The following is a 26,279-nucleotide window of genomic DNA, read 5'->3' on the forward strand; positions in this document are numbered from 1 at the left end:
TTTTTAATATCAAAAATATTTATTTATCTTAAAAAATCATACGCATTTAATTAAAAAATAAACTTTCGTTTACTCAACAATTATAATAAAACATAACATTATGATAATCGAAACAAATAATAGAAAAAACCGGACAAGCATGCAGATGATTAATAGTCTTCAACCCGATGAAATTTTTGTTTTCGGTAGTAATCTGCACGGACATCATGGCGGTGGTGCGGCACAAATGGCGAAAGAACGCTGGGGTGCAATTTGGGGACAAGGTGTTGGACTGCAAGGACAAACTTACGCTATTCCAACCATGCATGGAGGTGTTGATTTAATAAAACCCTATATTAATGATTTTATAGAATTTGCAAAATCTCATCCTGAAAAAATATTCCTTGTAACCGAGATTGGCTGCGGAATAGCAGGATTTACCCCACAAGAAATTGCGCCGCTATTTAATGATGCTGTAAATATTGAAAATATCCGATTGCCGCAAAGATTTTGGGAAGTACTTGATAGTAAAAACCAACAATGATGAATGAATAAAAAAACAACTGCCGAAATGTCAAAATAGTATCAACTAATCTAACAGTCTGGCAGTTGTTTATAATTATATTTCCGTAAATCCGGTAATTTTATTCCGGCATTTTAGAATTATTATATTCTTAAATGTTTCACTCTTACATTCCCGGGCAATACTTAGCAATTTTATCGCTAATATTTTTATCTCCGTAAGATTTTTTAAATGCTTGAGCGAATTGTTCCGCCAGTTTCTTGGCAGCAATATGATAAGCTTCCTTGTTTTGCCATGTATTGATAGGAACTAAAAGGTCATCAGGAACACCTTCGATATGTTTCGGAATATGTAAATGAAAGACTTCATCTACAATATAATCATTTGTATTGAGTGTTCCGTTAAGTGCAGCATCAACCATTTTGCGAGTATATACGAGATCAAACCGCTTTCCTACGCCATAACCGCCGCCTGTCCAACCCGTATTGATAAGATAAACCTGAGTATTGTGTTTATCCATTTTAGCACCGAGAAGATCCGAATACATATTAGGATTACTAGGCATGAAAGGAGCTCCGAAAAATCTGCTGAAAGTTGTTTGCGGTTCCACAATACCAGTTTCCGTACCGGCAAGTTTGCTGGTGTAACCCATAAGGAACCAAAGCATTGCTTGTTCTTTATTTAGAATTGAAACAGGAGGTAAAACACCATAAGCATCTGCCGTGAGGAAAAGTATAGTAGTTGGATGTCCGCTACAAGAACTTTCCTTGATATTTTTCAAAAATGACAACGGATAAGATGCGCGGGAGTTTTCCGTTAAACGGTTGTCATAATAATCCACTTCGCCGTTCGGATAAACCATTGCGTTTTCAAGAATTGCACCGTGTTTTGTAGGTTCAGCCTTGTGCATCACAGCATCATAAATATCCGGTTCTTTTTTCGGATTAATATCAATCATTTTTGCAAAACAACCGTATTCAAAATTCGCGATACCTTTATCATCCCAACCATGTTCATCATCACCAAGAAGAGCTCTGTTTGGATCTGCCGAAAGAGTTGTTTTTCCTGTCCCAGAAAGTCCGAGCAACAAAGCGGAGTCGCCGTCCTTACCTTCATTAGCGGAACAATGCAAAGGTAAAATTCCTTCCAAAGGAAGATAATAATTCATAACGGTAAAGATCATCTTTTTCATTGAACCGCAATAAGATGAACCGACAATAACACCGCAGCGGCGATCATAATCCATAGCAACAATCATATCTGAAGTCGTACCGTCGGGTAGTTTTCTAAGTAAACCGTCGTATTTTTTCTTATCTAATTTATTGTACGGCAAACATAATAAAAGGAAGTCTTTATTATAAAAAATACTTTTATGAATATCTGCAGGAATTGGACGAAACATATTGTCTATAAAAACCGAATGTAATGCAGAACTGGTAACTGTTGTTACTGGTAAAGCATAGTCGGAATCGGCGCCTACAACTCTCTCGGTAACGTAAGCCTGAGGTTTTTCAAGAAGCATTTGAATAGCATCTTCAAAAACCATATCAAAAACTTTTTCGTCTATCGGCAGATTATTAGCAGAAGTCCAATCTATATTCTTTTCAGAGATTGTTCTTTTAACCATTACCGTATCTTTCGGACTTCTTCCTGTGGATTCGGGGCGCGACCAAGTAGCCAGTGCACCGCTTTCACAAACTATCGCCTCACGGTTATCAATAGCGTGTTCGATCATTTTGCTTCTTTCAAGATTCTTGAAAACTTTCTGATGCTTGTTTAGTGCATCATGTAATTTGTTGATAGGATTCATCAGTGTTTCGAGGTTTAATTATTCAATAAAAACAGTTAAATATTGAGTTAAAAATTTATTTTTTATCAATGTTAATTAAAAGAATATCTTCTGAATTATAAGGACTTAAAAAAACAATAATGCTAAAACTTTGTGTGTTTTAGCATTATAAATTCATTTTTTCAAATAACTCTTCTTTGCAAAGATATATAAATTTGTTTATTAAACTTGAAATTAGACAAATGATTTAAATATAAAATGGATAAAACCGGTAAAACGAATAAAGGATCATAAAATTTACATATTATTTTTTGTTCGGAATATTAAAGTTTAGTATCACTTGATAAATAAATTAAAAATTCTTTAAAATAATTACACTATCCCAATTCCTTTATTTTTTCCAAAGCCAACGCATCCAAAACTATAATCTTTTTATCCTCAAGACGTATTAAACCGTCGGCTTCAAAACCCTTGATTACCCTTGTAGCATTTTCGGGTGTAACAACAGCAAATTCCGCAATATCTTTTCTTGTCAAGTAATTATAAACAGAAATGCCTTCGTTCTCGGGGAAATTTGAAAGATATAATATAACTTGCGCCATTTTGCCGTTCATCTGCTTATATAACATACTGTTGAATACGGAGAAATACCTGCTTTCAGTTCTTGCGAATCTTCCCATCAACTTAAAACTAAACATTGTATTTTCACTTGCAAGTTTACGTAAATACTCATTATCAAACACACAGATAGTACAATCGCTTAAGGCCTGAGCAGTAAAATGATATGTGCCGGGATAAAATAATCCCGACAAAGAAAGAAAATCACCCTGCGTTGCTATTCTTAAATTGGTATTTTTACCAAACCCATTTTCCATACATTCCTTTACATATCCCTTCAAAATAAACATTGCCGAAGAAGTATAGGCTCCCTGCTTAAATAATATTTCGCCGGGTTTGAACTTCATTTGGTGTTTGTAAAATTGTAATTCGTTCAAAATGTCATCTGACAAATCTTCAAAACAATTAGCTCCGAGATTGATCATAGGGATTGAGGCAATTAATTCTTTCCTATCCATCTATTTCATTTTAAATTATTTGCAAATATACGAAAAAATAATATTGTTACATAACAACTCTAAGATTGTCGCATAACAACATGAAAAAATGTCAAAAAAATTTTTATGGTATTAGCTTTGCAAATAAATAATCAAATGGATAAAAACATGCAAACAATTAAATTAACTAAGGATGATTTTTTAAAGAAGGTAACAAACTATGAAATTAATCCGAATGAATGGAAATATTTAGGTGATAAGCCTTCATTAATTGACTTTTATGCCGATTGGTGCGGTCCGTGTAAATCTATAGCTCCAGTATTAGAAGAACTTGCTAAAGAATATAAAGATGAAATTTATGTGTATAAAGTTAATACGGAAGAAGAAAAAGACTTAGCTTTGGCATTTAATATTAGAAGTATTCCAACCTTAATCTTTGCTCCGCTAAATGATATACCGCAAATGACTCAAGGTGCTTTACCGAAGGGCGAATTAAAAAGACTTATAGACGAAATTCTATTAAAAAAATAATTATTAATCATTAAAAATTTACAAAAATGGAAACAGAATTAAATGTAATGCCTCGTATAGGCGAAAAAGCTCCTGCTTTTACAGCAGTAACAACTCAAGGTAAAATTAATTTCCCCGAAGATTTCAAAGGTAAATGGGTAATTTTATTTAGTCATCCTGCCGATTTTACACCGGTTTGTACCTCAGAGTTTATGACTTTCGGAAAAATGCAAAAAGAGTTCGACGATCTGAATTGTCAATTAATCGGTTTATCTGTCGACGGTAATTCCAGCCACATAGCTTGGTTGCGTACCATCAAAGAAAAAATCGAATATAAAGGCATGAAAAATATTGATGTTCAATTTCCTTTGATTGATGATGTTTCAATGAATGTTTCTAAACTTTACGGTATGATTCAACCGAGCGAAAGCACAACAAAAGCTGTTCGTGCCGTATTCTTTATAGACCCGGAAGCTGTTGTCCGTGCAATGATTTACTATCCTTTATCTTTAGGAAGAAATTTTGATGAAATCAAGCGCGTGCTTATAGCTTTGCAAACCAGCGATAACTTTTCCGTTTCAACTCCGGCCGATTGGCGCCCGGGAGATGACGTAATTGTTCCTGCTCCAAGTACAATGAAAGCTTCTTATGAAAGAATGGCTAATTCCGATAAAGACATTACATGCTACGATTGGTTCTTTTGTACGAAGAAACTTTCAAAAGAACAAGTTGAAAGTAAATTAGGTAAAAAATAAGAATATTCTTATCAGAAAAAAGACCTTATCTAAGCCGTCGAAGATTTATCGGCGGCTTTTTTTAGTTTTAGACTATATCTCTTTGTGTTGGGTAAATATTTTTTTAATTCTTTTCGATGCTTCCCAATTTTTTCAGATTCTCTTTTTCATTGTTTCTTACTTTACAAGTTCTTCGCCTCGCGGTGTCTTATACTTTATAGGTAAATTCACCCAAATTGAAAACGGAATCATACGCCAGAAAAATGCCACAACAGCATATCTGTTGTCAATTACTTTTCTTTTCCTTTTTCCTTCAATATGTTTAATAGTAAGCCTTGCGGCCTTGTCGGGATGCATCATAAAAGGATATTTCTTGCCGTTGAGAATTGGTGTATCTACAATTCCTGGTTGAATATCCGTAATTCTGATTTTTAATTTCTTTATTTTCACCAACTGATTCAGCGCTTCAAGATATGTTGATTGAAATTTTTTCGATGAAGAGTAAACCGCGGAAAGTCCTGTGCCTTTTGTTCCTGCCATAGATGTGAGTACGGCAATTTGTCCTTCACCCTTATCTTCAAAATACTCAAAAGCTTTGTCTATCATTCTGGTAAATCCCATACAATTTGTATTAACTACACATAAATCGGGACTTAATTTATCTTTAGCAGTTGCTTTACGTTGAGAAACTCCGGACGAATGAATATACAAATCCATTCCACCGGTTTTATTTATCAATGAAATAAGATTTTCTTCGGCATTATCCTGCGTTACGTCAATAATTTCAGTAAAAAGTTTATCCGGATATTTCTCTTTCAAACTGTCCAAAGAACACAAATTTCTTCCGGCAGCACCGACAATATATCCCTTTTGCAAATACAGTTTGGCAAGGGATAACCCGATACCAGAAGTTGCGCCTACAATAACAACGCGTTTATTAACATTCTCCTTTAGTTTCATCTTTTACAATATGATTAAAAAAATCATTAAAAGGTTTCATCACTTTTGCTGCTGATAAAACTTCCTTTGAAAATAATTTTTCATCGGTAATAATTTTATCGCTTAAGTTAATAGCAACAAAATAGTTTCTATATTTCAAATAATTTGCGGCCGGAGAATCTTTATCAAAACCATAAGGAACCCGGGTCATTTTATCATTATCATCTTGCAATCCTCCGAATTTTTTAACAAACTCCTTATTGCCTATAATTTCTTCAAAAAGGTCAAAATCATAATAAATAGTTTTTCTAATATCATTAAGATAATCTTTATCCGGCATATAAACTCCCGCTGAGAAAAACGATTTCCCAGGCTCAATATGCAGATAGTAAGTAGATTGATTCCAAATATTCTTTCCTTTAGGACAAATACAAGATCCGAAATTAGTTTTATAAGGTGTTTTATCATTTGAAAACCTAATATCTCTTGCTATTCTGAAAAGTCCTTTTTTAGGATCGAAAGGCCAAATATCATCATCAAATTTACTTATCTCACTTATTAAAAATGATATTATATCCAAAACATTTTGTTTGGCAGTTTCGTATCTTTTTTTGTTTGCATGAAACCACTCACGATTATTATTGTGTTTTAAATCATTAAGAAATGAAAGGGTATCTTGTGTGACCATGGTAGAAAATTTGTACAAAGGTAATAAAAAGCAATCATTATACTAAAAATAACAAAAAAAAGGGTTTTTTAATTTTAGTCTTTTATTTAAAATTAATTTAATTATTATATTAACTTTGCAAAATAAGTGTTAATTTATGCAAGTATTGAAGGATTTTATTAATAAATTATTATTCGAAAAAACCGATAATATATTAATACAATTATTTCGTTACACCTTTGTTGGCGGAACAGCATTTTTAGTCGACTTCGGTTTATTATTTTTCCTAAAAGAAATATGCGGACTTCACTATATTTTATCTGCAACTATTTCATTTATTTTCGGACTAATTGTAAATTATGTAATTAGCGTTTATTGGGTATTTACAAATAAAGGAAATTATAATAGGAAAACTGAGTTTTTATATTTTGCTATTATCGGTATAATAGGATTAGGATTTAATGATTTGTTTATGTGGCTATTTACAGATAAATTCAAAATATATTATTTGCTATCAAAAATTATTTCTGCCGTTTTGGTTTATTTATGGAACTTTTTTGCAAGAAGATATTTTCTGTTCAATAATAATAAAGTAAAAGATGAAGTCAAAGGATAAAAAAATTGTAAGTGAACAAAAATTTCACTCATTTATATTTAGTAAAGATCAAGCTTTAGACTGGATTATAATATGCGGTATATGCATTCTGGCATATATAATATTAAAAATATTCTATCCTTTTCCCGCTACTGTGACGGATTCGGGTGGATATGTAGTATGCGCTCAAAAAGATTTCTTCTCCTTTTACAGACCGTTTGGATATTCATTCTTTCTGCAACAGATTTATGCAATATCCAAAAGCATTCATGCGGTTTTTATTGCTCAAATGATCATATATTTAATTTCCGTAGCATTTTTCTCATTTACTTTAAAATATTTCTTTAAACCGAATAAAAAAGCCATTTGGTATACATTGTTAGTTTTATTTACATGTAATCCTATCGCATTTTTTATGGCAAACTCAATAATGAGCGATATGCTTTTTGCAGTTTTAATCTATTTTATGCTGGCATTACTTATTTTTATCATCAAAAAGAAAAGTTACGTAGCATTGATATTCTTTCTAATTTTTCTATTCTGCTCATTGCATGTTCGTTATACCGCAATGATATTTCCATTTGTTTTTATTCCCATTCTATTCATGAAAAAAGGATCAATCAGATGGGTTGCAGCTTTTTCTATGATACTGATTTCTGTAATCTTTTATAATCAAATCAAGAGCAGCATGAAAAAAACAACAGGTTTTAATCAGTTCTCAACAGGATTCGACGGTTGGCAATTAGCGAACAATGCTCTTCATATCCTTCCCTTTATTGATTTAAAACCGGAAGAAATAGACAATCCGCAAATCAGAAATTTACATGCATTTTCAATACCATATAAAGATCTTATTGCAGAAAAAACAAATAACGGACGAACAGTTACAGCTAGAATTCTTTGGCAGTCGGATTTTCCATTAAAACAATACCTTAGTGAATCTATTAAAATCAACAGAAAACCTTATGCTACAATGTGGATAGCCCTTGGAAGCGGAGTTTATAGCGATTACGGACGTTATCTTATATTACATTATCCGGTTAAATTTATGAGGTATTATTATTTCCCTAATATGGTAAATATGTTTTATCCGACTCATACGGGTATTATGAAAGAATATAAAATAATTGACGGAAAAGATATTCTTGACTGGTATAATATTTCAGATACTCAAAACCTTGAATGTAAAAATGATATTTACGGTAAATTTTTAGCACCTTTATCTAAAATAATAACTTTAATAAGTTGGATTCTGATAATCGGAATCGGAGTAATATCTATCATCAATAAAAAGAAAATAAATTTTGACAGAGATGAAAAAATAATATTTTGGGGATTATTTATATTCGCCGGAATTTATTATGCATCAACAATATTTGCCAGTCCGATAGAATTAAGATATTGGCTGCCAATGTCATGTGTGAAATTTGCTTTCTGTTATATATTATTGAATAAATTATCTGTATATAAAATTAAAGAATTATTACCAACAAGAAAAAATAAAAATGGCTAGAAAAAAAGTTGTTGTAATAGGAGCCGGTCCTGCCGGTTTAACCGCCGGATATGAATTAGCAGATAATTCCGAATATCAAGTTAAAATATTGGAAGAATCAAATTATATCGGCGGTATATCAAAAACTATCGAACATAATGGGAATAGAATGGATATAGGCGGTCACCGTTTCTTTTCTAAAAATAATGAAATAATGAAATTATGGACGGATATACTTCCTATTCAGGGTAGTTCCTCAATTGATGAAAAATTACTACAGCAGGAAAAAGAATATGATACAAACGGACCCGATCCGGAAAAGGAGGATAGAGTGTTATTGATGCGACGCAGAGTATCAAGAATATTTTATTTAAGAAAATTTTTCGACTACCCTATTTCATTAAAATTCGAAACATTTTCAAATATGGGACTAACTCGAACTTTTAAAGCGGCTTTCGGGTATATTTATTCCAATATCAATAAACAAGAAGAAAATTCATTAGAAAATTTTTATATAAACCGCTTCGGAAAGCCATTATACAAGATGTTCTTTGAAAATTATACTGAAAAAGTATGGGGTGTTCATCCGTCTAAGTTAGGAGCTGATTGGGGGTCACAAAGAGTTAAGGGATTGTCTGTTGCCGAAATTGTAAAAAATGTACTCGTCGCACCGTTTAGAAAAAAATCTATCTCACAAAAAGATGTAGAAACTTCTCTGATAGAAAGCTTTATTTATCCGAAATTCGGTCCCGGACAACTATGGGAAACCGTAGCAAACGATATCGTCGAAAAAGGAGTTATTATTGAAAAGAATCATAAAGTAAAAAAAATTAATATAAGCAATAATAAAGTTGTTTCTGTGGTTGCGGAAACAGATGGAAAAGATGAAGTTATCTCTTGCGATTATCTTATTTCTTCAATGCCGATAAAAGACCTTATTTTAGCAATTGATGGAATTGAGATTCCCGACGAAATAAAAAGAATAGCTTCGGAATTGCCTTATAGAGATTTTATGACGGTCGGACTTCTTCTCAATAAGCTTACAATTACCAATAAAACCAAAATAAAAACATGGAACAATATTGTTCCCGATACCTGGATTTATATTCAAGAGCCTGATGTTAAAATAGGCAGATTACAGATTTTCAATAACTGGTCGCCGTATATGGTTAAAGATTTCAAAGATAAAGTTTGGATAGGTCTGGAATATTTTTGTAATGAAGGTGATGAGTTGTGGGAAAAAACCGATGAGGACTTTATCAATTTTGCTATTGATGAATTACATCAAATAAATATTATCGACAAGAAGGATGTAGTGGATTCCGTAAGAGTTAAAGAGAAAAAAGCTTACCCTTCTTATTTCGGCAGCTATTATGAACTGCCGAAAGTTATAGACTTTTTAGATTCTATAGAAAATCTTTATTGTATCGGAAGAAACGGTCAACATCGTTATAATAATATGGATCACTCAATGCTTACGGCAATTGAAGCGGTAAAACATCTCAAAGGCGAATCAACCGACAAATCCGTAATTTGGAATGTAAATACGGAGAAAGATTATCATGAAAAGAAATCATGATAATCGGCGCCTTAAAAACAATTTATCTGTACAAAATTTAATCCGTTCCAACATTCTTATCCCCACAAATTGGGATATATAATTAATTTTTTCTTTACTACTTTTGCAAATTAAAAAGTTTTTGCCTAAATGGATGAAAAGAAATACGTTTCATTAGCAGATATTACAACAAAGAAATCTTGCGTAATTATTAAAGTCCACGGACACGGCGGATTCCGTCACAGAGTGATGGAACTTGGCTTTGTTAAGGGCGTTGAAGTTACAGTAATTAAAAACGCTCCTTTGTTGGATCCTATCGAATATGAATTAATGAATACGCATGTTTCTTTAAGACGAAGCGAAGCGGAACGCATTGAGGTTATGGAGCTGCAAGATTCTGTTGAGAGCGACGCTAATTATAACGGAATTATTATTGAAGATATAGAACATCAAATTAAAGAAAAAACAAAAACAATTTCCGTTGCTCTTGTAGGAAATCCTAATAGCGGTAAAACTTCTTTTTTTAATCATGCAACCGGACTCAGAGAGAAAGTCGGAAATTATAGCGGCGTTACTGTTGAATCCAAAATCGGAACATTTTACTGGAATGGTTATACTATCAATATGATAGACCTTCCCGGAACATATTCCACTACGGAATTTACTCAGGAAGAAATATTTGTCCGCGAATACATTTCAAACAATCTGCCCGACATCGTACTGAATATTGTAAATTCTTCAAACTTAGAAAGAAGCATGTTTCTTACAACTCAGCTCATTGATATGAATGTGCGAATTGTGATGGCATTAAACATGTACGATGAACTTGAAAGAAACGGCGGTTCTATAGATTATATCAATCTCGGTAATATGCTCGGATTTCCCGTCATTCCTACAATATCAACAAAAGGTACCGGAATCGATAAAGTTTTGCAAAGCATCGTTGATATTTTCGAAGATAAAAAAGGTATTACAAAACATATCCATATAAATTACGGGAACGAGATTGAAGAAGCAATTTCATCTATTAAATCCGAATTAGAAATTAATAAAGATGAAACCAATATTTTTCCGGGAAGATATGTTGCATTGAAATTACTTGAGAACGATTCTATTACTCAAAAAGAAATTGGAAAATTCAATAACAGTCAGGTAATTTTAAAAACCGCAAAAGAATACAGAAACAAAATCGAAAAGTCTTACAAAGAAGATATCGACTCTGTTATTACTAATGCGAAATTCGGATTTATCAGAGGAGCACTGAAAGAAACCTTAAAATCAGGTGACAGTCCGAAAAAGAATTTGGCTTATTCCTTAGATGTTATTCTTACTAACAAATGGCTTGGTTTTCCTGTGCTTTTTCTTTTTTTATGGATAATGTTCCAAACAACTTTTACGCTCGGAGCTTATCCGCAAGCATGGATAGAGGCGGGAATAAATTGGCTCGGAAGTTTTATTTCAAGAAATCTTTCTCCCGGAATTGCCAATGACTTAATTGTTGACGGAATAATTCAAGGTGTCGGCGGCGTACTCGTATTTTTACCTAATATTCTGATTTTGTTCTGGTTTATTTCCGTTCTTGAAGACAGCGGTTACATGTCGCGCGCAGCATTCATAATGGATAAGCTTATGCACAAAATCGGGCTGCACGGAAAATCATTTATACCCTTCCTTATAGGATTCGGATGTTCTGTTCCGGCAATTATGGCAACACGCACATTGGAAAATAAAAAAGACCGAATTATAACGATGCTGGCAATTCCTTTTATGTCGTGTTCAGCGCGTTTGCCTATTTATATACTCTTTATATCTGCATTTTTTGCAAAGCGACAAGGTCTGATAATGTTGAGTTTATATGTTATTGGAATTATTTTTGGAATTTTGACAGCCCTGATATTAAAGAAAACAGTTTTTAAAAATGAATCCGATGAATTTGTAATTGAGTTACCTCCTTATAGAATCCCGACTTTAAGAAATACTCTTATTCACATGTGGGATAAAAGCGTTCAGTATATCAAAAAAATAGGTTCGGTAATCTTGTTTGCGTCAATAATTATTTGGGCTTTGGGATATTTTCCGAAGGAAAACAAGCAAACACGGATTATAGCAAAACAAATTGAAGTTGTAGAAAATAATCTGGATGATTCTTTTGAGAATAAGAAAGATATTTTGAGTGAGTTGGAGCTTCAAAAACTTTCCGCTCAAAAAGAAAATTCATATATAGGCCAGTTAGGGCATTTCATTGAACCGGCTGTAAGGCCATTAGGATTTGATTGGAGGATGGGAGTTAGTATTTTAACCGGATTTGCCGCAAAAGAAATAATAGTATCATCATTAGGAATATTATATCAAGCGGATACACAAGCCGATGAAACTTCTGAGAAATTAATTACAACTTTGACGACTGTGGAATACACTTCAGGGCCGAAAGTAGGTCAAAAAGTATTCTCACCCCTGATTGCATATACCTTTATGTTATTTGTACTCTTATATTTTCCTTGTTTTGCAACACTTATTACAATACGAAGAGAAGCCGGATTAAAATGGGCGGTTTTCTCTATGTGCTACACAACCTTGGTTGCGTGGATTGTATCATTCGCCGTTTATCAAATCGGTATGTTGTTTTAATTCTTTTAATTTTATGCTAAAAAAAATAATCATTTTAATAATTTCAATATTATTTTCAACACAAATATTTGCACAGGAAACACATAAAAAGATGAGATATTCCGGATACTCCGGCGGAATGTTATTGAATACCGGTTATCTTTTCGGCGGAAATTATGAATTAAACGGCGAAACAAAATCTATACAAGGGGTTCCGTTTGGAATAGGCGGCGCCATGAAATTCTGCTTCGGCAAACATCTTCGCGTAGGATTCGAAGGTTATACAACAAATTTAGGATATAATGCAAACGGCAGCTCCGTAAATTTGGGCTGGGGCGGCATTCTTGCAGACTGTAAATGGAATCTTAAGAATATTACATTATTTGTCGGACTTACTTTTGGCGGCGGAACTTACAAACATATTCTGAATACCGAAGAACAGGATACGGGTCATGGAGAAGATGTATTTTTCTTGAGAAAAACGCCCGTAATGCTTGGAGTTCCTTTTGCCGGAATCGAATTTTCGGTTTCCCCGAGAATAAGTATAGTAGCTAAAATTGATATGATAACCTATCTATCACATCTAAGAAATGATTTTGTAAAAGGACCAAGATTATATTTGGGATTTTTGTTTCAACGTCAGAAGTAAGGAAATTTTAAGACGTATAAATTTATCTAATCAACATTACCTTAGATTAATATAGTCTTAATGTCTGAACTAATTCCATTATGCGATTAAGCCCGAATTTTCAATTAAAAATGATATTGAAATTCTAAAAACTCTTTCATCTTATATACAAACTCTCAATCATCAGCTTCCTTTTGTCAATTTTTAATTATTTCTTATCTTTGCATTATTCAAATAAAAAAATAAGTATAAATTAAAAATATTTCTTATGAAAAAACTTTTTTTAACTGCAATCCTTACATTAGTAGGATTTTCGACATTCTGTTGTACTAACTTTTTAATTACTAAAGGTGCTTCCGCAGATGGTTCAACAATGATTACTTATGCCGCCGATTCTCATACTTTGTACGGTGAATTATATTATTGGCCAGCAGCAGATTGGCCGGAAGGCACAATGCTCGATGTTTATGAATGGGATACGGGTAAATATCTTGGACAAATTCCGCAAGTGAAACATACTTACAATGTTGTGGGTAATATTAATGAACATCAACTCGCTATTAGTGAAACAACTTACGGCGGACTGGAACAATTGGGTTCACAAACAGGCGCTATAATGGATTACGGCAGTCTGATTTATATTGCTCTTCAAAGAGCTAAAACCGCCCGTGAAGCTATCATAGTTATTGCCGAACTTATGGAAAATTACGGCTACACAAGTTCCGGGGAATCTTTTTCTCTTGCTGACCCTGAAGAGGTTTGGATTATGGAACTTATTGGTAAAGGTGAGGGTGAAAAAGGTGCCGTTTGGGTTGCTCGTATGATTCCCGACGGAATGATCAGTGGTCATGCTAATCAAGCACGTATTACTACTTTCCCGCAATCCGGCAATAAAAGTGTTATAACTTCAGAACATCTTAATGATCTTATGATTAAAGGAGTTACAACCGCTTATCATAAAGATGTAATTTCTTTTGCTAAGAAAAAAGGATTATACAAAGGAAAAGATGCCGATTTCAGTTTCAGCGACACTTACGCTCCTGTAGATTTCAGTGGTGCAAGAGCTTGTGAAGCTCGTGTATGGGCAGGATTTATGAAAGCTAATAAAGATGCTGTCGCTCAATATGAAGATTATGCAAGAGGAGACAATTTGAAAAACAGAATGCCTTTGTGGATTGAACCTGTTAAAAAGCTTACTGTTCATGATGTTATGGATATGATGCGCGATCATTACGAAGGTACATCTATGGATATGACTTTAGATATAGGAGCCGGTCCGTTTGCTTGTCCTTATCGTTGGAGACCGATGTCTTTCGAATATAACGGACAAAAATATATTCATGAAAGAGCAACATCAACACAACAAACCGGATTTTCTTTCGTAACCCAATCACGAGGATGGTTACCGAATCCCGTAGGCGGAGTGTTATGGTTCGGCGTTGACGACACTTATTCAACTTGTTATGTCCCTATGTACTGTGGTATAACTCAAACTCCGCTTTGCTTTAGAGAAGGAAACGGCTCTATGATCGAATATTCTCCGACCTCAGCATTTTGGATTACTAATATGGTTACAAATTTCGCTTATTCAAGATATTCCGATATGATCGTTGATATTCAAAAAGTTCAGAACCGTCTTGAAACTACTTTTGATAAAGAACTAATTGCTTTTGATAAAGAAGTTTCAAAAGTTTATGCTGAAAATCCAGATAAAGCTATTCAGATGCTTACAAATTTCTCCGGCGAAAAGGCTCAAATTATGTTTAATGAATGGAAAGATCTTTTTATATTCCTGACTGTAAAATACATTGACGGAAATATTAAGATTGAAGAAGACGGTGTGTTTAAAAACAACGGATATAATTCCCGTCAACCGGCATGGCCAAAACAACCGAAATATCCTGAAAAATGGTATAAAGCAATTGTTGAAGATTGCGGAGAAAATATAAAACAACCAAGTAAGTAATTAATAGACATCGAATTATTGATAAAAAAACAATAACATCATTCGGCAAGAAGCGAAATGATGTTATTGTTTTTTTTCTGTTTATTCAAAATAATTAGAGTTTCCAATATCTATTCTAATGAAAACTCTAAATTATTTCTTTTCGGAATCAATTATACAACTTGCAAATAAATCCTAATATTAATTAAGATGAATATTGCAAGATGATAATCTTTTTTAATCATCTACTTCCAAATATCTCCCTTTTTTGTCAAGCTTAATATCAAGGCCGTTAATAAGTTCAATATCATAACCCCAGAATTCTTTTTCGATTTTTTCCACACCTACATTAGGAAAACTGTTATTAAGATAAGTAGCAACTACATCCGGCAGTACCGAAACAGGTAATGAAGACTTTTTCTTGGCTTCCATTTCTATCCATTCACCATCCTTGCTAAATTTAATTTCTTCGCCACCTTTTAATTTAACTTCATAATCTTTAGAAAGAAATTCCTTATCAATAATAATATAAGAAATTTCATTTTTAGGAAAATGAGTTTGTACAAACTCTCTTGCGGTTGCAGGAAGTTGATTAACATCCTTTGTAATATTCTCTTGCCCCAACATAGGTTGCGCCAAAATGAGAATTAATAATCCGTTTAAAAATGTTTTTTTGATCATAGTAATTAATTTTTAGTTTAACATAAGTTTATTTAGGTCAAATAATTTGTCGATTTAAATGTTTAAATTTAAAAATATATTAACTTATCAACACATCATCCTCCACATTTTGTGATTGATGCGGATAAATAGCAATTTTGATATTATCTTTAAATATTCGTTCGATTTTAACAGGGAGATTATCAAATATAACTGACGATGAAATAAATTCTTTTCTTGACATAATAATTATTATTATATCATCATCATTAATGTAATCTTCCAAATTTAAATAGTTGTTCAGAGGATTCTTAATATTTTCGAAGTTTACAAATCCCGTTTTATGTTTTTTGTCAATAATATTATTAATATTTGCATTAGTTTCCTCAGTTCCGATATGTAATATAGGAGTACTTAATTCTATAGAAAGCTTTATCACTTTTTTAATTACACTTTCAAATCCGGTTTCTATTTCAGAATAAACAGGCGTTAATAAAACAATTCGCTTATTTACCATAATGTTCTTATCAATTTGACATATCATAACCGACTTATCGACGGTATCTACAATATGCCTTAACTTTTCGGTATTGAAATTAAAAAAAGTTCCCGATTTAATCCACGGAACTACAATAGTTTCAGCCATAATTTCCCGTGAAATTCTTGTGATAGCAGAAACTCTATTGTTGTCAATCGTTGTAATAGTATTAACCTTGATGTCAATTTCATTCGCTTTTGCAGTATATTTTTCCATAGTATGGCGGGCAATCAATACATTTTTTTCCGCCTCATTATCATTTGGAATGATTGATACCATTGAAATGGGTTTAGTTGACTTTTGGTCTTTCATCAACATCAATAATTTGAAAAACTCATCAAAATTACCGTTATCGGTTACCGGCAAAAGAAAATGTTCATCAAACGATTTTAATCCGGAAAGTTTTATCAAAGAATTTTCATTAATCAAAATCTTTTTTGCTGCACTTTCAGTAACTAATGATGCAACTATACAAGTTATTAGAATAAGAATAATTGTTCCGTTCAAGATGTTTTCATCTAAGATACCGGCTCTGTAACCTGCAATAATGATTGCCAAAGTTGCTGCGGCATGTGCGCTGCTCAACCCGAAAATTAAATTTCTTTGATTCTTCGTATATCTGAATATTTTCTGAGTAAAAAATGCCGCAAGCCATTTACTTGATAAAGCCACGGCCGACAACGTAAGTGCAACAATTACCGCACGCGGCCCCTGAAAGATAACGTTTATATCCACAATCATTCCCACGGAAATAAGAAATACCGGAATAAATAACGAATTACCTATAAATTCAATCTTACTCATCAAAGATGAACTATGCGGAATAAGCGGATTCAATGCCAATCCTGCCAAAAACGCTCCGATAATAGGCTCTAAACCTATTATTTCCGCAAAAAAAGCAGAAATAAACAATATTGTTAATACATATATAAAATGTGAGTGACTTTCTCCTTCGAATTTTCTGAAAAACCATCTTGAAACTTTCGGAATGATCAAAAACATTACCAAAAGGAAAATAATAAAAGTTATTCCGAATCTTATCCAAAAATCAGGATTAAGACTTCCGGTATTTTTGTTTATTATGATTGCCAGTAAAACCAAAACTGCAATATCCGTAAGAATTGTTCCTCCAACAGTTATGGCAACAGACGGATTTCTTGTGATACCCATTTTACTTACTATTGAATAGGAAACAAGAGTATGTGTAGAAAACATTGAAGCTATAAGCAGGCTCGCGTTAAAATCGTAACCTAATAAATATCTGCAAACCGGAAATCCGATGCAAAGCGGAATAGTAAAAGTAAGAATTCCGAATGCAATACTTCTGTATTTATTAAGTCGAAATTCATTTATATCAAGCTCCATTCCGGCTAAAAACATGATATAAAGCAATCCAATCGTAGAGAAAAGTTCCACAGCAGAATTATTATCAATAATATTTAAACCGTACGGGCCAATAATAATTCCGGAAATAATTAATCCTATTATCCCCGGAATATTAAACCTTTTTAATACCAAAGGCGATAAAAGTACAATTAAAAGTATTACTATGAAACTTATGATGGTCGATTGAATCGGGAATTCCATGCAATATTAATTTTTAACCGACAAATTTACAAAGAAATTTGGAAAAGAGCAACTAATCGTATGATGACGAATAAAATTGAATAATTTCAAACTTAACAAACCGGTTTTTTTGTCAAATTTTACATTATTATTATTACTTTTGCAACAAAAACATTATATCAATGAATAGATTACATATAATTGATCATCCGCTAATACAGCACAAACTTACTATTATGCGAATGAAGAAAACCGGCTCAAAAGACTTTCGTGAACTTCTGGAAGAAATTTCAATGTTAATGGCTTATGAATTAACAAAGGATTTGCCTTTAATGGAAATTGAGATAGAAACCCCGATGAAACAAATGAAATCGAAAGTTATTGACGGCAAAAAGCTTGTTATTGTTCCTATACTCCGAGCCGGATTAGGTATGCTTGATGGTTTGTTAAATGTAATTCCTGTAGCAAGGGTCGGTCATATCGGATTATATCGTGACCATGATACTTTGTTACCGGTAAATTATTACAGCAAGCTGCCTTTTGACATTAAAGACAGAGAAGTCATACTTTGTGATCCGATGCTTGCAACCGGCGGAAGCGCCTCCGATGCAATTAAGTTACTTAAAAGTTATGGTTGCTCTAAAATACGCTTAATGTGTTTGGTAGCAGCACCTGAAGGAGTAGAGGAAATCAAAAAGAATCATCCCGATGTGGATATCTTTACTGCAGCATTAGACGAACGTTTAGACGAGTCCGCATATATTCTGCCGGGTCTGGGAGATGCAGGCGATAGAATTTTCGGAACAAAATATAATCCGTATTATTTTGTTTAAGGTAAACATTTAAAACCGGTATAAATTTATCCTTTTATCTTTTTTATTAAATTTTAATAATTGACTTTAAACAATTGTTTACTATTCATTGTCCGTTGTCAATTAATAATTTATCTTTGCAACTTAATTATTTCATCTTGAAAAAATATCTTATAATATTATTATTTTTATTTCCGATTTTTTCTTTCTCACAAGCGAGATTTAATATTACCGGCACAGTAAAAGATGCAAACTCGGGTGAAACTTTATTAGGTGCCAATGTTTATATTAAAGAAAATCTTCATGGCTCTTCAACGGATGAAACCGGAAAATATGTTTTAAATGAAATCCAAGGCAATTATACATTGATTTGTTCATATCTCGGATATCAAGATCATTCCCAGAAAATCAATCTTAATAAAGATCTGAAAATAAATATCAATTTAATTTCTTCTTCTGTTAGTTTGGAATCAATTGAAATTAAAGCTACTCGAGAAGACAGAAATGTACAAAGTACTCAAGTTGGTGCGATTGAACTGGAGATGAAACGCGTTGAAAGTATTCCCGTAATTTTCGGTGAAACCGATATTCTGAAGACTATTCAACTTTTGCCCGGAATACAATCGGGAGGTGAAGGAAGTAACACTTTCTATGTTCGCGGCGGCGGTTCGGATCAAAATCTGATTACAATAGACGGTGCAACGGTTTATAACCCTTCGCATGCCGCAGGTTTCTTTTCCATCTTTAATGCCGATGTTATTAACACTGCTGAAATTTACAAGGGCGGACTTGCTCCCGAATACGGCGGAAGAATGTCTTCCGTTTTAAATATTACAACTTTAGACGGCGATAAAGAAAAATACAAAGGGAAAGTCGGTATAGGATTACTATCTTCTCACATTCAGGCAGAAGGGCCGATTAAAAAGAGTTCTTCATCTTTCATGCTTGCGGCCAGAAGAACTTACGCCGATATAATTATGAAACCTTTTGCAAAAGGTACTGATTTCGAAGGTATCGGTTGTTATTTTTACGATATCAACGGAAAATTATCTATTAAACTATCTCCTAAAGATAATCTGTACATAACCGGATATTACGGCAAAGATTTGCTAAGCTTCGGCTCAGACACCAAAAGTTACAGCTATGATATGAATTGGAGTAACGGTATAGGAGCAATACGCTGGAATCATTTCTTTAATAACAATTTAACTATGAACGTCTCCGCCACATTGTCCGACTATGTTTTGAATATGGAAGCCGGCGAAGACGCTTACGCAATGTCTATGTTTTCCGGTATTCGCGATTACGGAGTTTCAACAGACATAACTTGGCAGGTAGATTCTTTGCATAAACTTAAGTTCGGAGCTTCATATACTTATCATATCTTCAAACCTTCGGCATTAGAAGCTTCTTCCGTTGATACTGATTTTGACCTCGGAGATGTGAAAAATTATTATGCAAGAGATATAGCTATTTTTGCTCAACACGAATGGGAAATAAACAGCTGGTTGAAAGTGTTATATGGAATAAGGTATAATTACTTCGCACAAATCGGTCCGTTTACAAGATATGAAATAGACAATATTTACGATTTCAACAATCTTGATTCTACATTTTATAAAAGAGGCGAAACTGTTTATCCTTATCATCTCTTTGAGCCGCGTATAAACTTTCGCTTTCAAATTGATAAAACCAAGTCGATAAAAGCGTCTTATACTATCAATCAACAATGCGTCAATCTTTTAGCAATGTCGGAAATGGCTTTACCGACAGATGTTTGGTATCCTGCAACGGAATATATTAAACCCCAACTTGCACATCAGGTTTCGCTCGGATATTTTCAGAATTTTCTTGACAATGCTTTAGAAACTTCCGTTGAAATTTATTATAAGAAGATGTATAATCTACTCGAATTAAATCCTGAGGCCAATGTTACCAACGCCATGAAATCCAATTCCGACTACATTTTCGTTACCGGAGAAGGGCAAAGCTATGGAATTGAGCTTTTTGCAAATAAAACTGTAGGAAAATTCACCGGTTGGGTCGGATATACTCTGGGTTGGACTACCCGCAATTTTGACGCGATCATGGACGGGAAAACGTTTTATGCTCGTTATGACAGACGTCATGATGTATCTATTCTGCTTAATTATGAATTGAACGACAAATGGAATTTTTCTACCGTTTGGGTTTTTTCAAGTGGAAATGCTTCAACTATTCCAAATTCTTTTTATTTCATCAACGGGAATATTATAATTGAATATGGCGAACACAATGCTTGGCGAATGCCTAATTATCACCGGTTAGATTTATCGGCAAACTGGAAAGTAAAAGAAACCCGTAAAGTAGTTTATAATCTGAATTTTTCCGTTTACAACACTTACAGCAGAAAAAATCCTTATTTTATTTCATATACAACATCCAGCAACAGCGAAACCGGCGTTTTGCAAATGAAAGCATATCAGATATCTATCTTCCCTATTTTACCGTCAATAGCTTTTAACGTTCAATTCAAGTAAAATGCAAAAGTTTATAACATATATCTCTTTTCTAATAATTATCTTGCTAACATTTTCATGTTCAACCGAGATAGAAATTGATACGGGAGAATTTATCAGCCGCCCCGTTATCGAAGGCTACATTGAAAACGGTGATTCCGCTTGGGTAGTTATAACAAAAAATCAAGCTTTTTTTGAAGAGTTGAATCTGGATATTACTGACCCGACAAATATTTTAAATTTATTACAGAATATTTTTATTATGGATGCTACTGTTATTGTTGATGATGGAAATATTTTTGATACTTTACGATTTAAAATTGATCAGGGAATTATGGAAGGAAAGCTTATTTGGCCCCCGGTTAGATATCAAGGTAGCGGCAAGATTATCGGACAAGTAGGCGGAGCATATAATTTAACTGTTATTATTGATGAAGAGATATATACTGCAAAAACTACAATACCTAAACCTTTAATTCCCGATACTTTATGGTTCAAGCCGGATATAGACGCAGATACTGTAGGAATAATTCATGCTATGATTACTGATGACCCTTCGGAAAATAATTATTATAGATATTTTGCTAAAAGATTGGGTAAAGATGATTATTTCGTGCCGGGATTTATGTCATTATGGGATGATAGTTTCTTCAACGGAATGCAGTTCGAAGTGATTGTTTACCGAGGCAGTTTACCAAGTTACCTTAGAGATACAACTCATAATGATGTTTGGAGTAAATATCTTGTTGGTGATACAGTTATAGTTAAAGCTGCAACAATGGATAGAAATTCTTATAATTTCTGGCGCACTTTAGACGGATCAAGTGAAGTAAAAACAAACTTAACCGGAGGTGCTTTAGGCGTTTGGTGCGGCTACGGAGCTTATTATACGGAACCGTTTATTTGTAAATAATTTGATTTTATTTCTAATGAAATATTGATGATTAATTTTGACCTATATAAAATTATTAATCAATTTGAGATTGAAGGAGAAGTTAAATCCATAGATACTTTAGGTGAAGGATTTATCAATGATACTTATAAAGTTGTTACTAAGAAAAATTCATCTCCAAATTATATTCTTCAAAAAAAGAACAAAAATATTTTTACAGATATTCCCGCAATGATGTATAATATTTCCAAAGTAACAAATCATCTTAAAAATAAAATTGAGAATTACGGCGGCAATCCATCACGCGAAACTCTTACAATTATACTTTCCAAATCTAAAGAATTATATTTCCTTGATGAAAACGGCGATTATTGGACCGTTTGTTTGTTTATTGAAAATACAATTTCTCATCAAAAAGCGCACACGCCCGAATTAGCGTATATGGGAGGAAAAGGGCTCGGCAGATTTCAGAAATTGTTAGCGGATTTTGCAGAACCTTTGACGGATATTCTTCCGGGTTTTCATAATATTAAATTTCGATTTGATCAATGGGATGAAGCTTTGAAAAATGATTCGGCCGGAAGAAAGAAAACTGTTGAAAAAGAGATTGCTTTTATTGAGAGGTATCGTAAAGAGATGCTCGCTTTTTGGGTTTTAGTTGAGAATGGGGAAATTCCAAAGAGGGTAACTCACAATGACACAAAAATCAGCAACTTTTTATTTGATGAGAATAATACTGTTTTATGTGTTATCGACTTAGACACGGTACTAACCGCTACTTGTTTAAATGATTTCGGCGATGCAATAAGGTCTTATGCAAATGCAGGATTAGAAGACGACATTAATCTTGATAATGTTTATCTTGATAAAGAAATATTTGATGCTTACAAATCGGGATATTTATCCGAAGCTAAAGATTTCTTAAGTTCAATTGAAATGGAATATTTGAACTTTTCAGCAAAGTATATTACTTATGAACAAGTTTTAAGGTTTTTAATGGATTATTTAAACGGTGATATTTATTATAAGATAAAATATACCGAACACAATTTGGACCGCACCCGTGCTCAAATAAAATTGTTTAGTACACTAATATGAGAAAAGTCTTCATCTCCCTATTATTCCACTCATAGAGATTATTTATACTGGAATTTTAAAACATATTGCTGTGTTTCTTCTATCCATCGAGCTCTTTGTGCCGGAATATAAATCCCGATGCCAATTCCTGTCATTGCAGCGTCATAATATATTCCCGGAAAATTTAGCAGGTCATCACTTTCATGCATATCGGAAGACAAAGTAAGAGCGTGATACTCAATAACACTATCTTTAGAATCAGCACCATCAGGTAGTAATAGATTATCATCATCAAAGTTAATGATTATTGTGGCTTTACAATGACCGGAGATACTAACGCAATTAATGGAGTCGGCATTATATTGTATTTTAATCGGTCCTTTAGATTTTTCGGAAATCAGACGTTCATTAATTGAATCTTTATTTGAATCGCAAGCCATAAATGATACGGCAAGCATTGCTATTAATAATACGAAAAACGTTTTCATGGTAAATAATTTTTTAGTTAATAAATAATGTGACATTAATTAATATAAGGTAGATACACTACGAAGGTGGAACCTTCGGGAGATGACGACTTTAACTTTAAATTTCCTTTCATAATTTTAATAAACTCCTTTGCAATAAATAATCCTAAACCGGTACCATTAACTGTTGAAAATGTTGTCACCCTATAAAAATCTTCAAAAATATGCTCTTTATCTTCATCGGGAATTCCAATTCCATTATCGCTTATTGATACTTCTATACCTTTTTCTAAGGATGATATAGAAACTTTTATCAGCGGATCTTTCTCACAGTAAATCACAGAATTATTAAACATATTAACAAACACTTGTCGCAACAACAATGCATTCCCACTTATTTTATTATTATCAACAATAGATGAATAAATTTCAATTTTTATATTTTTATGAACAAATATTTCCTTGTTAACTTTATTAATAATTTCTATAATTTCATTTCCTGTTAAAACTTGGTTTACTTCTATTTTCTTATTAATGCTAGACATAGTAAGTACACTATTAATCATTTCATCAAGATTATTTAAGGTATTATGACATAAATTAGTTACTCTCATTGTATCCTCATCTTCATTATACTTGATTTCAATATTATTAAGAACACTTTTTATAACTGCTAAAGGTAATCTAAAATCATGTGACATTTGATTAATAAAAATATCTTTTTGTTCATTTATTATTTTCTGTTCTAAATATAGCTTATTCAATATCTGATATGTACCAACAAAGACAATTACAATTAATAATGCTATAACAATAATAGGCAACATATTCAATATAATTTTCCTGACCGGAATTTTAACTTTAGCCTGAACTTGAATATTAAAAGGATAAATTATTTGTATAACTGAAGAATAGTAATACCCTTTTTTTACCATTCTAAAATCTTGTTCGGAAGCCGGAAAAATACTTATTTTTTCATTCCATTCTTTTTGAAGTCTTTTAGCAAAACCGGTTATTAAATATTGTTCTAAAGTATTATTAATAATAATAGTGTCTCCTGTAATAGGATCATATTGATTAATAGTAATTATCTCTGATAAATCAAGCTTACTATCTCCAGAATGTAATGCTTTAATCATTTCCGGAGACATTCTCCTATTTTGAAAAGATGTATTCTCTTTTTCTTCTTCACCGGATTTATATATAATATCTTGTGTAAACAACTCTACATTACAGTTGAAAATGTTTTTCTCAAAATCTTCACAATAAATATCAACTTCCAGTTTGTAATATTGGACTAACCATATAATTTGTAATAGTAATACCAAAATTATGATTATAGTTGCAAGAAATCTTTTTTTCATTGTATAAATCATTTAAATCAACGACACAATAATATCCAGCCGATTAATATTAAATTAACCGCAAAACAAAATTGTATTATAATAGTAACTAAATCAAATCACAACCCATGTAAGGGATCAATACCTTTGGTATTTTAATTCCTTCCTGTGTTTGGTTGTTTTCCAATAGAGCTGCAACAATACGCGGTAAGGCAAGAGCACTGCCGTTTAAAGTGTGTGCTAAAACAGTTTTGCCTTCTTCATTTTTATATCTTAGTTTTAGTCTATTTGCCTGAAAGCTTTCGAAGTTTGATACGGAACTTACTTCCAACCATCTTTTTTGTGCTGCCGAATAAACTTCAAAATCGAAAGTCAAAGCCGATGTGAAACTCATATCACCGCCGCAAAGTTTTAAAATTCTAAACGGCAATTCTAACCCTCTTAATAATTCTGCCACATATTCAACCATTTCATCAAGAATCTTATAAGAAGTTTCGGGTTTGCATATTTCTACGATCTCTACCTTGTCAAATTGATGCAAACGATTTAATCCTCTTACATCTTTTCCGTAAGATCCGGCTTCTCTACGAAAACAATTCGAATACGCAACATTTTTTATCGGAAGTTCTTCCTCTTTTAAGATAACATCTCTATAAATATTTGTAATTGGCACTTCTGCAGTTGGAATCAAATAAAGATTGTCGGCCGTACAATGATACATCTGACCTTCTTTATCCGGAAGTTGTCCGGTTCCAAAACCCGAAGCTTCATTTACAACCAAAGGAGGTTGATATTCTGTAAATCCGTTTTCAATAGCAGTATTCAGAAAATAAGTAATCAATGAGCGTTGCAATCTGGCACCTTTACCTTTGTAAAACGGAAAACCCGAACCGGTAACTTTATTTCCAAGCTCAAAATCAATGATATCATATTTCTTTGCAAGATCCCAGTGAGCTAAAGCATTATCATCCAAATCAGGGATTTTTCCTTCGCTTTTTACAATAATATTATCTTCAGGAGACTTTCCTTCGGGAACGAAATCGCTCGGAGTATTAGGAATTTCTATAAGAAGTTTATTTATTTCTTCTTGAAGCTGATCAAATTTGTCATTAAGTATTTTACTCGCTTCCTTTAACTCGGTTGTTTGTAATTTTAAAGTTTCGGCCTCGTTTCTTTTTCCGGTTTGATATAATACCCCGATTTCTTTAGCAATTCTATTTGATTCGGCTAAACAATCGTCAAGTTTTTTCTTTGTATCTCTTCTTTCTTTATCCAGATAAAGAATTTTTTCAATTAACGGTTCGGCATTAAAATGTTTTTTGTGTAATGCTTTAACAATCGCTTCCTTATTGTTTATTATTTCATTTAAGACTAACATACAGATTTTATCTAATTGAATGCAAAG

At 32.8% G+C, this 26,279-nt stretch carries 22 protein-coding genes; 13 read left to right on the plus strand and 9 right to left on the minus strand.

The features are described from left to right. Positions 1–100 precede the first annotated feature (100 nt). On the plus strand, positions 101–523 hold the full coding sequence (locus LBP67_01550; protein ID MDR2083665.1) for a hypothetical protein: 423 nt from the start codon (positions 101–103) through the stop codon (positions 521–523). 145 nt (positions 524–668) lie between these two features. Here LBP67_01550 and LBP67_01555 read toward each other — a convergent pair whose 3' ends face one another. Together LBP67_01555 and LBP67_01560 are read right to left on the minus strand one after the other, a co-directional pair. Beyond that, on the minus strand, positions 669–2,312 hold the full coding sequence (locus tag LBP67_01555; GenBank protein MDR2083666.1) for a phosphoenolpyruvate carboxykinase (ATP): 1,644 nt from the start codon (positions 2,310–2,312) through the stop codon (positions 669–671). 356 nt (positions 2,313–2,668) lie between these two features. After that, the gene (locus tag LBP67_01560; GenBank protein ID MDR2083667.1) at positions 2,669–3,367 is read right to left on the minus strand and encodes a Crp/Fnr family transcriptional regulator; all 699 of its coding nucleotides are present in this window, start codon (positions 3,365–3,367) and stop codon (positions 2,669–2,671) included. A 105-nt stretch (positions 3,368–3,472) separates the two neighbouring features. Between LBP67_01560 and trxA the strand changes: the two genes are divergently transcribed. Beyond that, positions 3,473–3,877, plus strand: a complete 405-nt coding sequence (trxA, locus tag LBP67_01565; protein ID MDR2083668.1) for a thioredoxin — start codon at positions 3,473–3,475, stop codon at positions 3,875–3,877. A 26-nt stretch (positions 3,878–3,903) separates the two neighbouring features. Next, on the plus strand, positions 3,904–4,611 hold the full coding sequence (locus tag LBP67_01570; protein MDR2083669.1) for a peroxiredoxin: 708 nt from the start codon (positions 3,904–3,906) through the stop codon (positions 4,609–4,611). 156 nt (positions 4,612–4,767) lie between these two features. Here LBP67_01570 and LBP67_01575 read toward each other — a convergent pair whose 3' ends face one another. Together LBP67_01575 and LBP67_01580 are read right to left on the minus strand one after the other, a co-directional pair. Further along, positions 4,768–5,550, minus strand: coding sequence for an SDR family NAD(P)-dependent oxidoreductase (locus LBP67_01575; protein ID MDR2083670.1), 783 nt, complete (start codon positions 5,548–5,550; stop codon positions 4,768–4,770). Beyond that, positions 5,528–6,217, minus strand: coding sequence for a DUF2461 domain-containing protein (locus LBP67_01580; protein ID MDR2083671.1), 690 nt, complete (start codon positions 6,215–6,217; stop codon positions 5,528–5,530). The genes LBP67_01575 and LBP67_01580 overlap by 23 nt, the downstream gene beginning before the upstream one ends. A gap of 136 nt (positions 6,218–6,353) precedes the next feature. On the opposite strand from LBP67_01580, the gene LBP67_01585 reads away from it, so the two are divergent. The 6 genes from LBP67_01585 to LBP67_01610 all read left to right on the plus strand — a co-directional run bounded on the left by LBP67_01585 (position 6,354) and on the right by LBP67_01610 (position 15,042). Then, the gene (locus tag LBP67_01585) at positions 6,354–6,812 is read left to right on the plus strand and encodes a GtrA family protein (GenBank protein ID MDR2083672.1); all 459 of its coding nucleotides are present in this window, start codon (positions 6,354–6,356) and stop codon (positions 6,810–6,812) included. Then, positions 6,796–8,304, plus strand: a complete 1,509-nt coding sequence (locus LBP67_01590) for a hypothetical protein (protein MDR2083673.1) — start codon at positions 6,796–6,798, stop codon at positions 8,302–8,304. The genes LBP67_01585 and LBP67_01590 overlap by 17 nt, the downstream gene beginning before the upstream one ends. Beyond that, positions 8,258–9,862 carry an NAD(P)/FAD-dependent oxidoreductase gene (locus LBP67_01595; protein MDR2083674.1) on the plus strand — a complete coding sequence of 535 codons (1,605 nt, stop codon included), beginning with the start codon at positions 8,258–8,260 and terminating at the stop codon, positions 9,860–9,862. Before LBP67_01590 ends, LBP67_01595 begins: the two co-directional genes overlap by 47 nt. A gap of 129 nt (positions 9,863–9,991) precedes the next feature. Next, on the plus strand, positions 9,992–12,469 hold the full coding sequence (gene feoB / locus LBP67_01600; protein ID MDR2083675.1) for a ferrous iron transport protein B: 2,478 nt from the start codon (positions 9,992–9,994) through the stop codon (positions 12,467–12,469). A gap of 13 nt (positions 12,470–12,482) precedes the next feature. Continuing rightward, positions 12,483–13,097, plus strand: a complete 615-nt coding sequence (locus tag LBP67_01605; protein ID MDR2083676.1) for a hypothetical protein — start codon at positions 12,483–12,485, stop codon at positions 13,095–13,097. A gap of 247 nt (positions 13,098–13,344) precedes the next feature. Beyond that, positions 13,345–15,042 (plus strand): C69 family dipeptidase, encoded by a 1,698-nt coding sequence (locus LBP67_01610; protein MDR2083677.1) that lies wholly within the window; start codon positions 13,345–13,347, stop codon positions 15,040–15,042. A 216-nt stretch (positions 15,043–15,258) separates the two neighbouring features. Here LBP67_01610 and LBP67_01615 read toward each other — a convergent pair whose 3' ends face one another. Then, complete coding sequence (locus tag LBP67_01615) at positions 15,259–15,702, minus strand: PepSY-like domain-containing protein (GenBank protein ID MDR2083678.1); 444 nt, start codon at positions 15,700–15,702, stop codon at positions 15,259–15,261. Between the two features lie 79 nt (positions 15,703–15,781). Next, the gene (locus LBP67_01620) at positions 15,782–17,806 is read right to left on the minus strand and encodes a cation:proton antiporter (protein ID MDR2083679.1); all 2,025 of its coding nucleotides are present in this window, start codon (positions 17,804–17,806) and stop codon (positions 15,782–15,784) included. 161 nt (positions 17,807–17,967) lie between these two features. Between LBP67_01620 and upp the strand changes: the two genes are divergently transcribed. The 4 genes from upp to LBP67_01640 all read left to right on the plus strand — a co-directional run bounded on the left by upp (position 17,968) and on the right by LBP67_01640 (position 23,085). Next, the gene (gene upp / locus LBP67_01625) at positions 17,968–18,618 is read left to right on the plus strand and encodes a uracil phosphoribosyltransferase (GenBank protein ID MDR2083680.1); all 651 of its coding nucleotides are present in this window, start codon (positions 17,968–17,970) and stop codon (positions 18,616–18,618) included. A 137-nt stretch (positions 18,619–18,755) separates the two neighbouring features. Next, positions 18,756–21,116 carry a TonB-dependent receptor gene (locus LBP67_01630; GenBank protein MDR2083681.1) on the plus strand — a complete coding sequence of 787 codons (2,361 nt, stop codon included), beginning with the start codon at positions 18,756–18,758 and terminating at the stop codon, positions 21,114–21,116. A gap of 1 nt (position 21,117) precedes the next feature. Next, a complete protein-coding gene (locus LBP67_01635; GenBank protein ID MDR2083682.1) occupies positions 21,118–22,008 on the plus strand; it encodes a DUF4249 domain-containing protein in 891 nt (296 codons plus the stop codon). 27 nt (positions 22,009–22,035) lie between these two features. Then, positions 22,036–23,085, plus strand: coding sequence for an aminoglycoside phosphotransferase family protein (locus LBP67_01640; GenBank protein ID MDR2083683.1), 1,050 nt, complete (start codon positions 22,036–22,038; stop codon positions 23,083–23,085). Between the two features lie 38 nt (positions 23,086–23,123). Here the strand turns inward: LBP67_01640 and LBP67_01645 are convergent, their stop codons facing one another. The 3 genes from LBP67_01645 to serS form a co-directional block, all read right to left on the minus strand. Beyond that, positions 23,124–23,552: a hypothetical protein gene (locus tag LBP67_01645; protein MDR2083684.1), complete on the minus strand. Its 429-nt coding sequence runs from the start codon at positions 23,550–23,552 to the stop codon at positions 23,124–23,126. 35 nt (positions 23,553–23,587) lie between these two features. Next, positions 23,588–24,895, minus strand: coding sequence for a HAMP domain-containing histidine kinase (locus LBP67_01650; protein ID MDR2083685.1), 1,308 nt, complete (start codon positions 24,893–24,895; stop codon positions 23,588–23,590). An 88-nt stretch (positions 24,896–24,983) separates the two neighbouring features. Further along, complete coding sequence (gene serS, locus LBP67_01655; GenBank protein MDR2083686.1) at positions 24,984–26,252, minus strand: serine--tRNA ligase; 1,269 nt, start codon at positions 26,250–26,252, stop codon at positions 24,984–24,986. Positions 26,253–26,279: the final 27 nt, after the last annotated feature.

Source organism: Bacteroidales bacterium (genome assembly GCA_031276035.1).
In the GTDB taxonomy this organism is placed as follows: domain Bacteria; phylum Bacteroidota; class Bacteroidia; order Bacteroidales; family BM520; genus RGIG7150.

Bases quoted from the DNA above. Each gene is read 5' to 3' on its own strand.
- LBP67_01550 (MDR2083665.1), top strand. From the start codon at position 101: ATGATAATCGAAACAAATAATAGAAAAAACCGGACAAGCATGCAGATG.
- LBP67_01555 (MDR2083666.1), bottom strand. From the start codon at position 2,312: ATGAATCCTATCAACAAATTACATGATGCACTAAACAAGCATCAGAAA.
- LBP67_01560 (MDR2083667.1), bottom strand. From the start codon at position 3,367: ATGGATAGGAAAGAATTAATTGCCTCAATCCCTATGATCAATCTCGGA.
- trxA (MDR2083668.1), top strand. From the start codon at position 3,473: ATGGTATTAGCTTTGCAAATAAATAATCAAATGGATAAAAACATGCAA.
- LBP67_01570 (MDR2083669.1), top strand. From the start codon at position 3,904: ATGGAAACAGAATTAAATGTAATGCCTCGTATAGGCGAAAAAGCTCCT.
- LBP67_01575 (MDR2083670.1), bottom strand. From the start codon at position 5,550: ATGAAACTAAAGGAGAATGTTAATAAACGCGTTGTTATTGTAGGCGCA.
- LBP67_01580 (MDR2083671.1), bottom strand. From the start codon at position 6,217: ATGGTCACACAAGATACCCTTTCATTTCTTAATGATTTAAAACACAAT.
- LBP67_01585 (MDR2083672.1), top strand. From the start codon at position 6,354: ATGCAAGTATTGAAGGATTTTATTAATAAATTATTATTCGAAAAAACC.
- LBP67_01590 (MDR2083673.1), top strand. From the start codon at position 6,796: ATGAAGTCAAAGGATAAAAAAATTGTAAGTGAACAAAAATTTCACTCA.
- feoB (MDR2083675.1), top strand. From the start codon at position 9,992: ATGGATGAAAAGAAATACGTTTCATTAGCAGATATTACAACAAAGAAA.
- LBP67_01605 (MDR2083676.1), top strand. From the start codon at position 12,483: ATGCTAAAAAAAATAATCATTTTAATAATTTCAATATTATTTTCAACA.
- LBP67_01610 (MDR2083677.1), top strand. From the start codon at position 13,345: ATGAAAAAACTTTTTTTAACTGCAATCCTTACATTAGTAGGATTTTCG.
- LBP67_01615 (MDR2083678.1), bottom strand. From the start codon at position 15,702: ATGATCAAAAAAACATTTTTAAACGGATTATTAATTCTCATTTTGGCG.
- LBP67_01620 (MDR2083679.1), bottom strand. From the start codon at position 17,806: ATGGAATTCCCGATTCAATCGACCATCATAAGTTTCATAGTAATACTT.
- upp (MDR2083680.1), top strand. From the start codon at position 17,968: ATGAATAGATTACATATAATTGATCATCCGCTAATACAGCACAAACTT.
- LBP67_01635 (MDR2083682.1), top strand. From the start codon at position 21,118: ATGCAAAAGTTTATAACATATATCTCTTTTCTAATAATTATCTTGCTA.
- LBP67_01640 (MDR2083683.1), top strand. From the start codon at position 22,036: ATGATTAATTTTGACCTATATAAAATTATTAATCAATTTGAGATTGAA.
- LBP67_01645 (MDR2083684.1), bottom strand. From the start codon at position 23,552: ATGAAAACGTTTTTCGTATTATTAATAGCAATGCTTGCCGTATCATTT.
- LBP67_01650 (MDR2083685.1), bottom strand. From the start codon at position 24,895: ATGAAAAAAAGATTTCTTGCAACTATAATCATAATTTTGGTATTACTA.
- serS (MDR2083686.1), bottom strand. From the start codon at position 26,252: ATGTTAGTCTTAAATGAAATAATAAACAATAAGGAAGCGATTGTTAAA.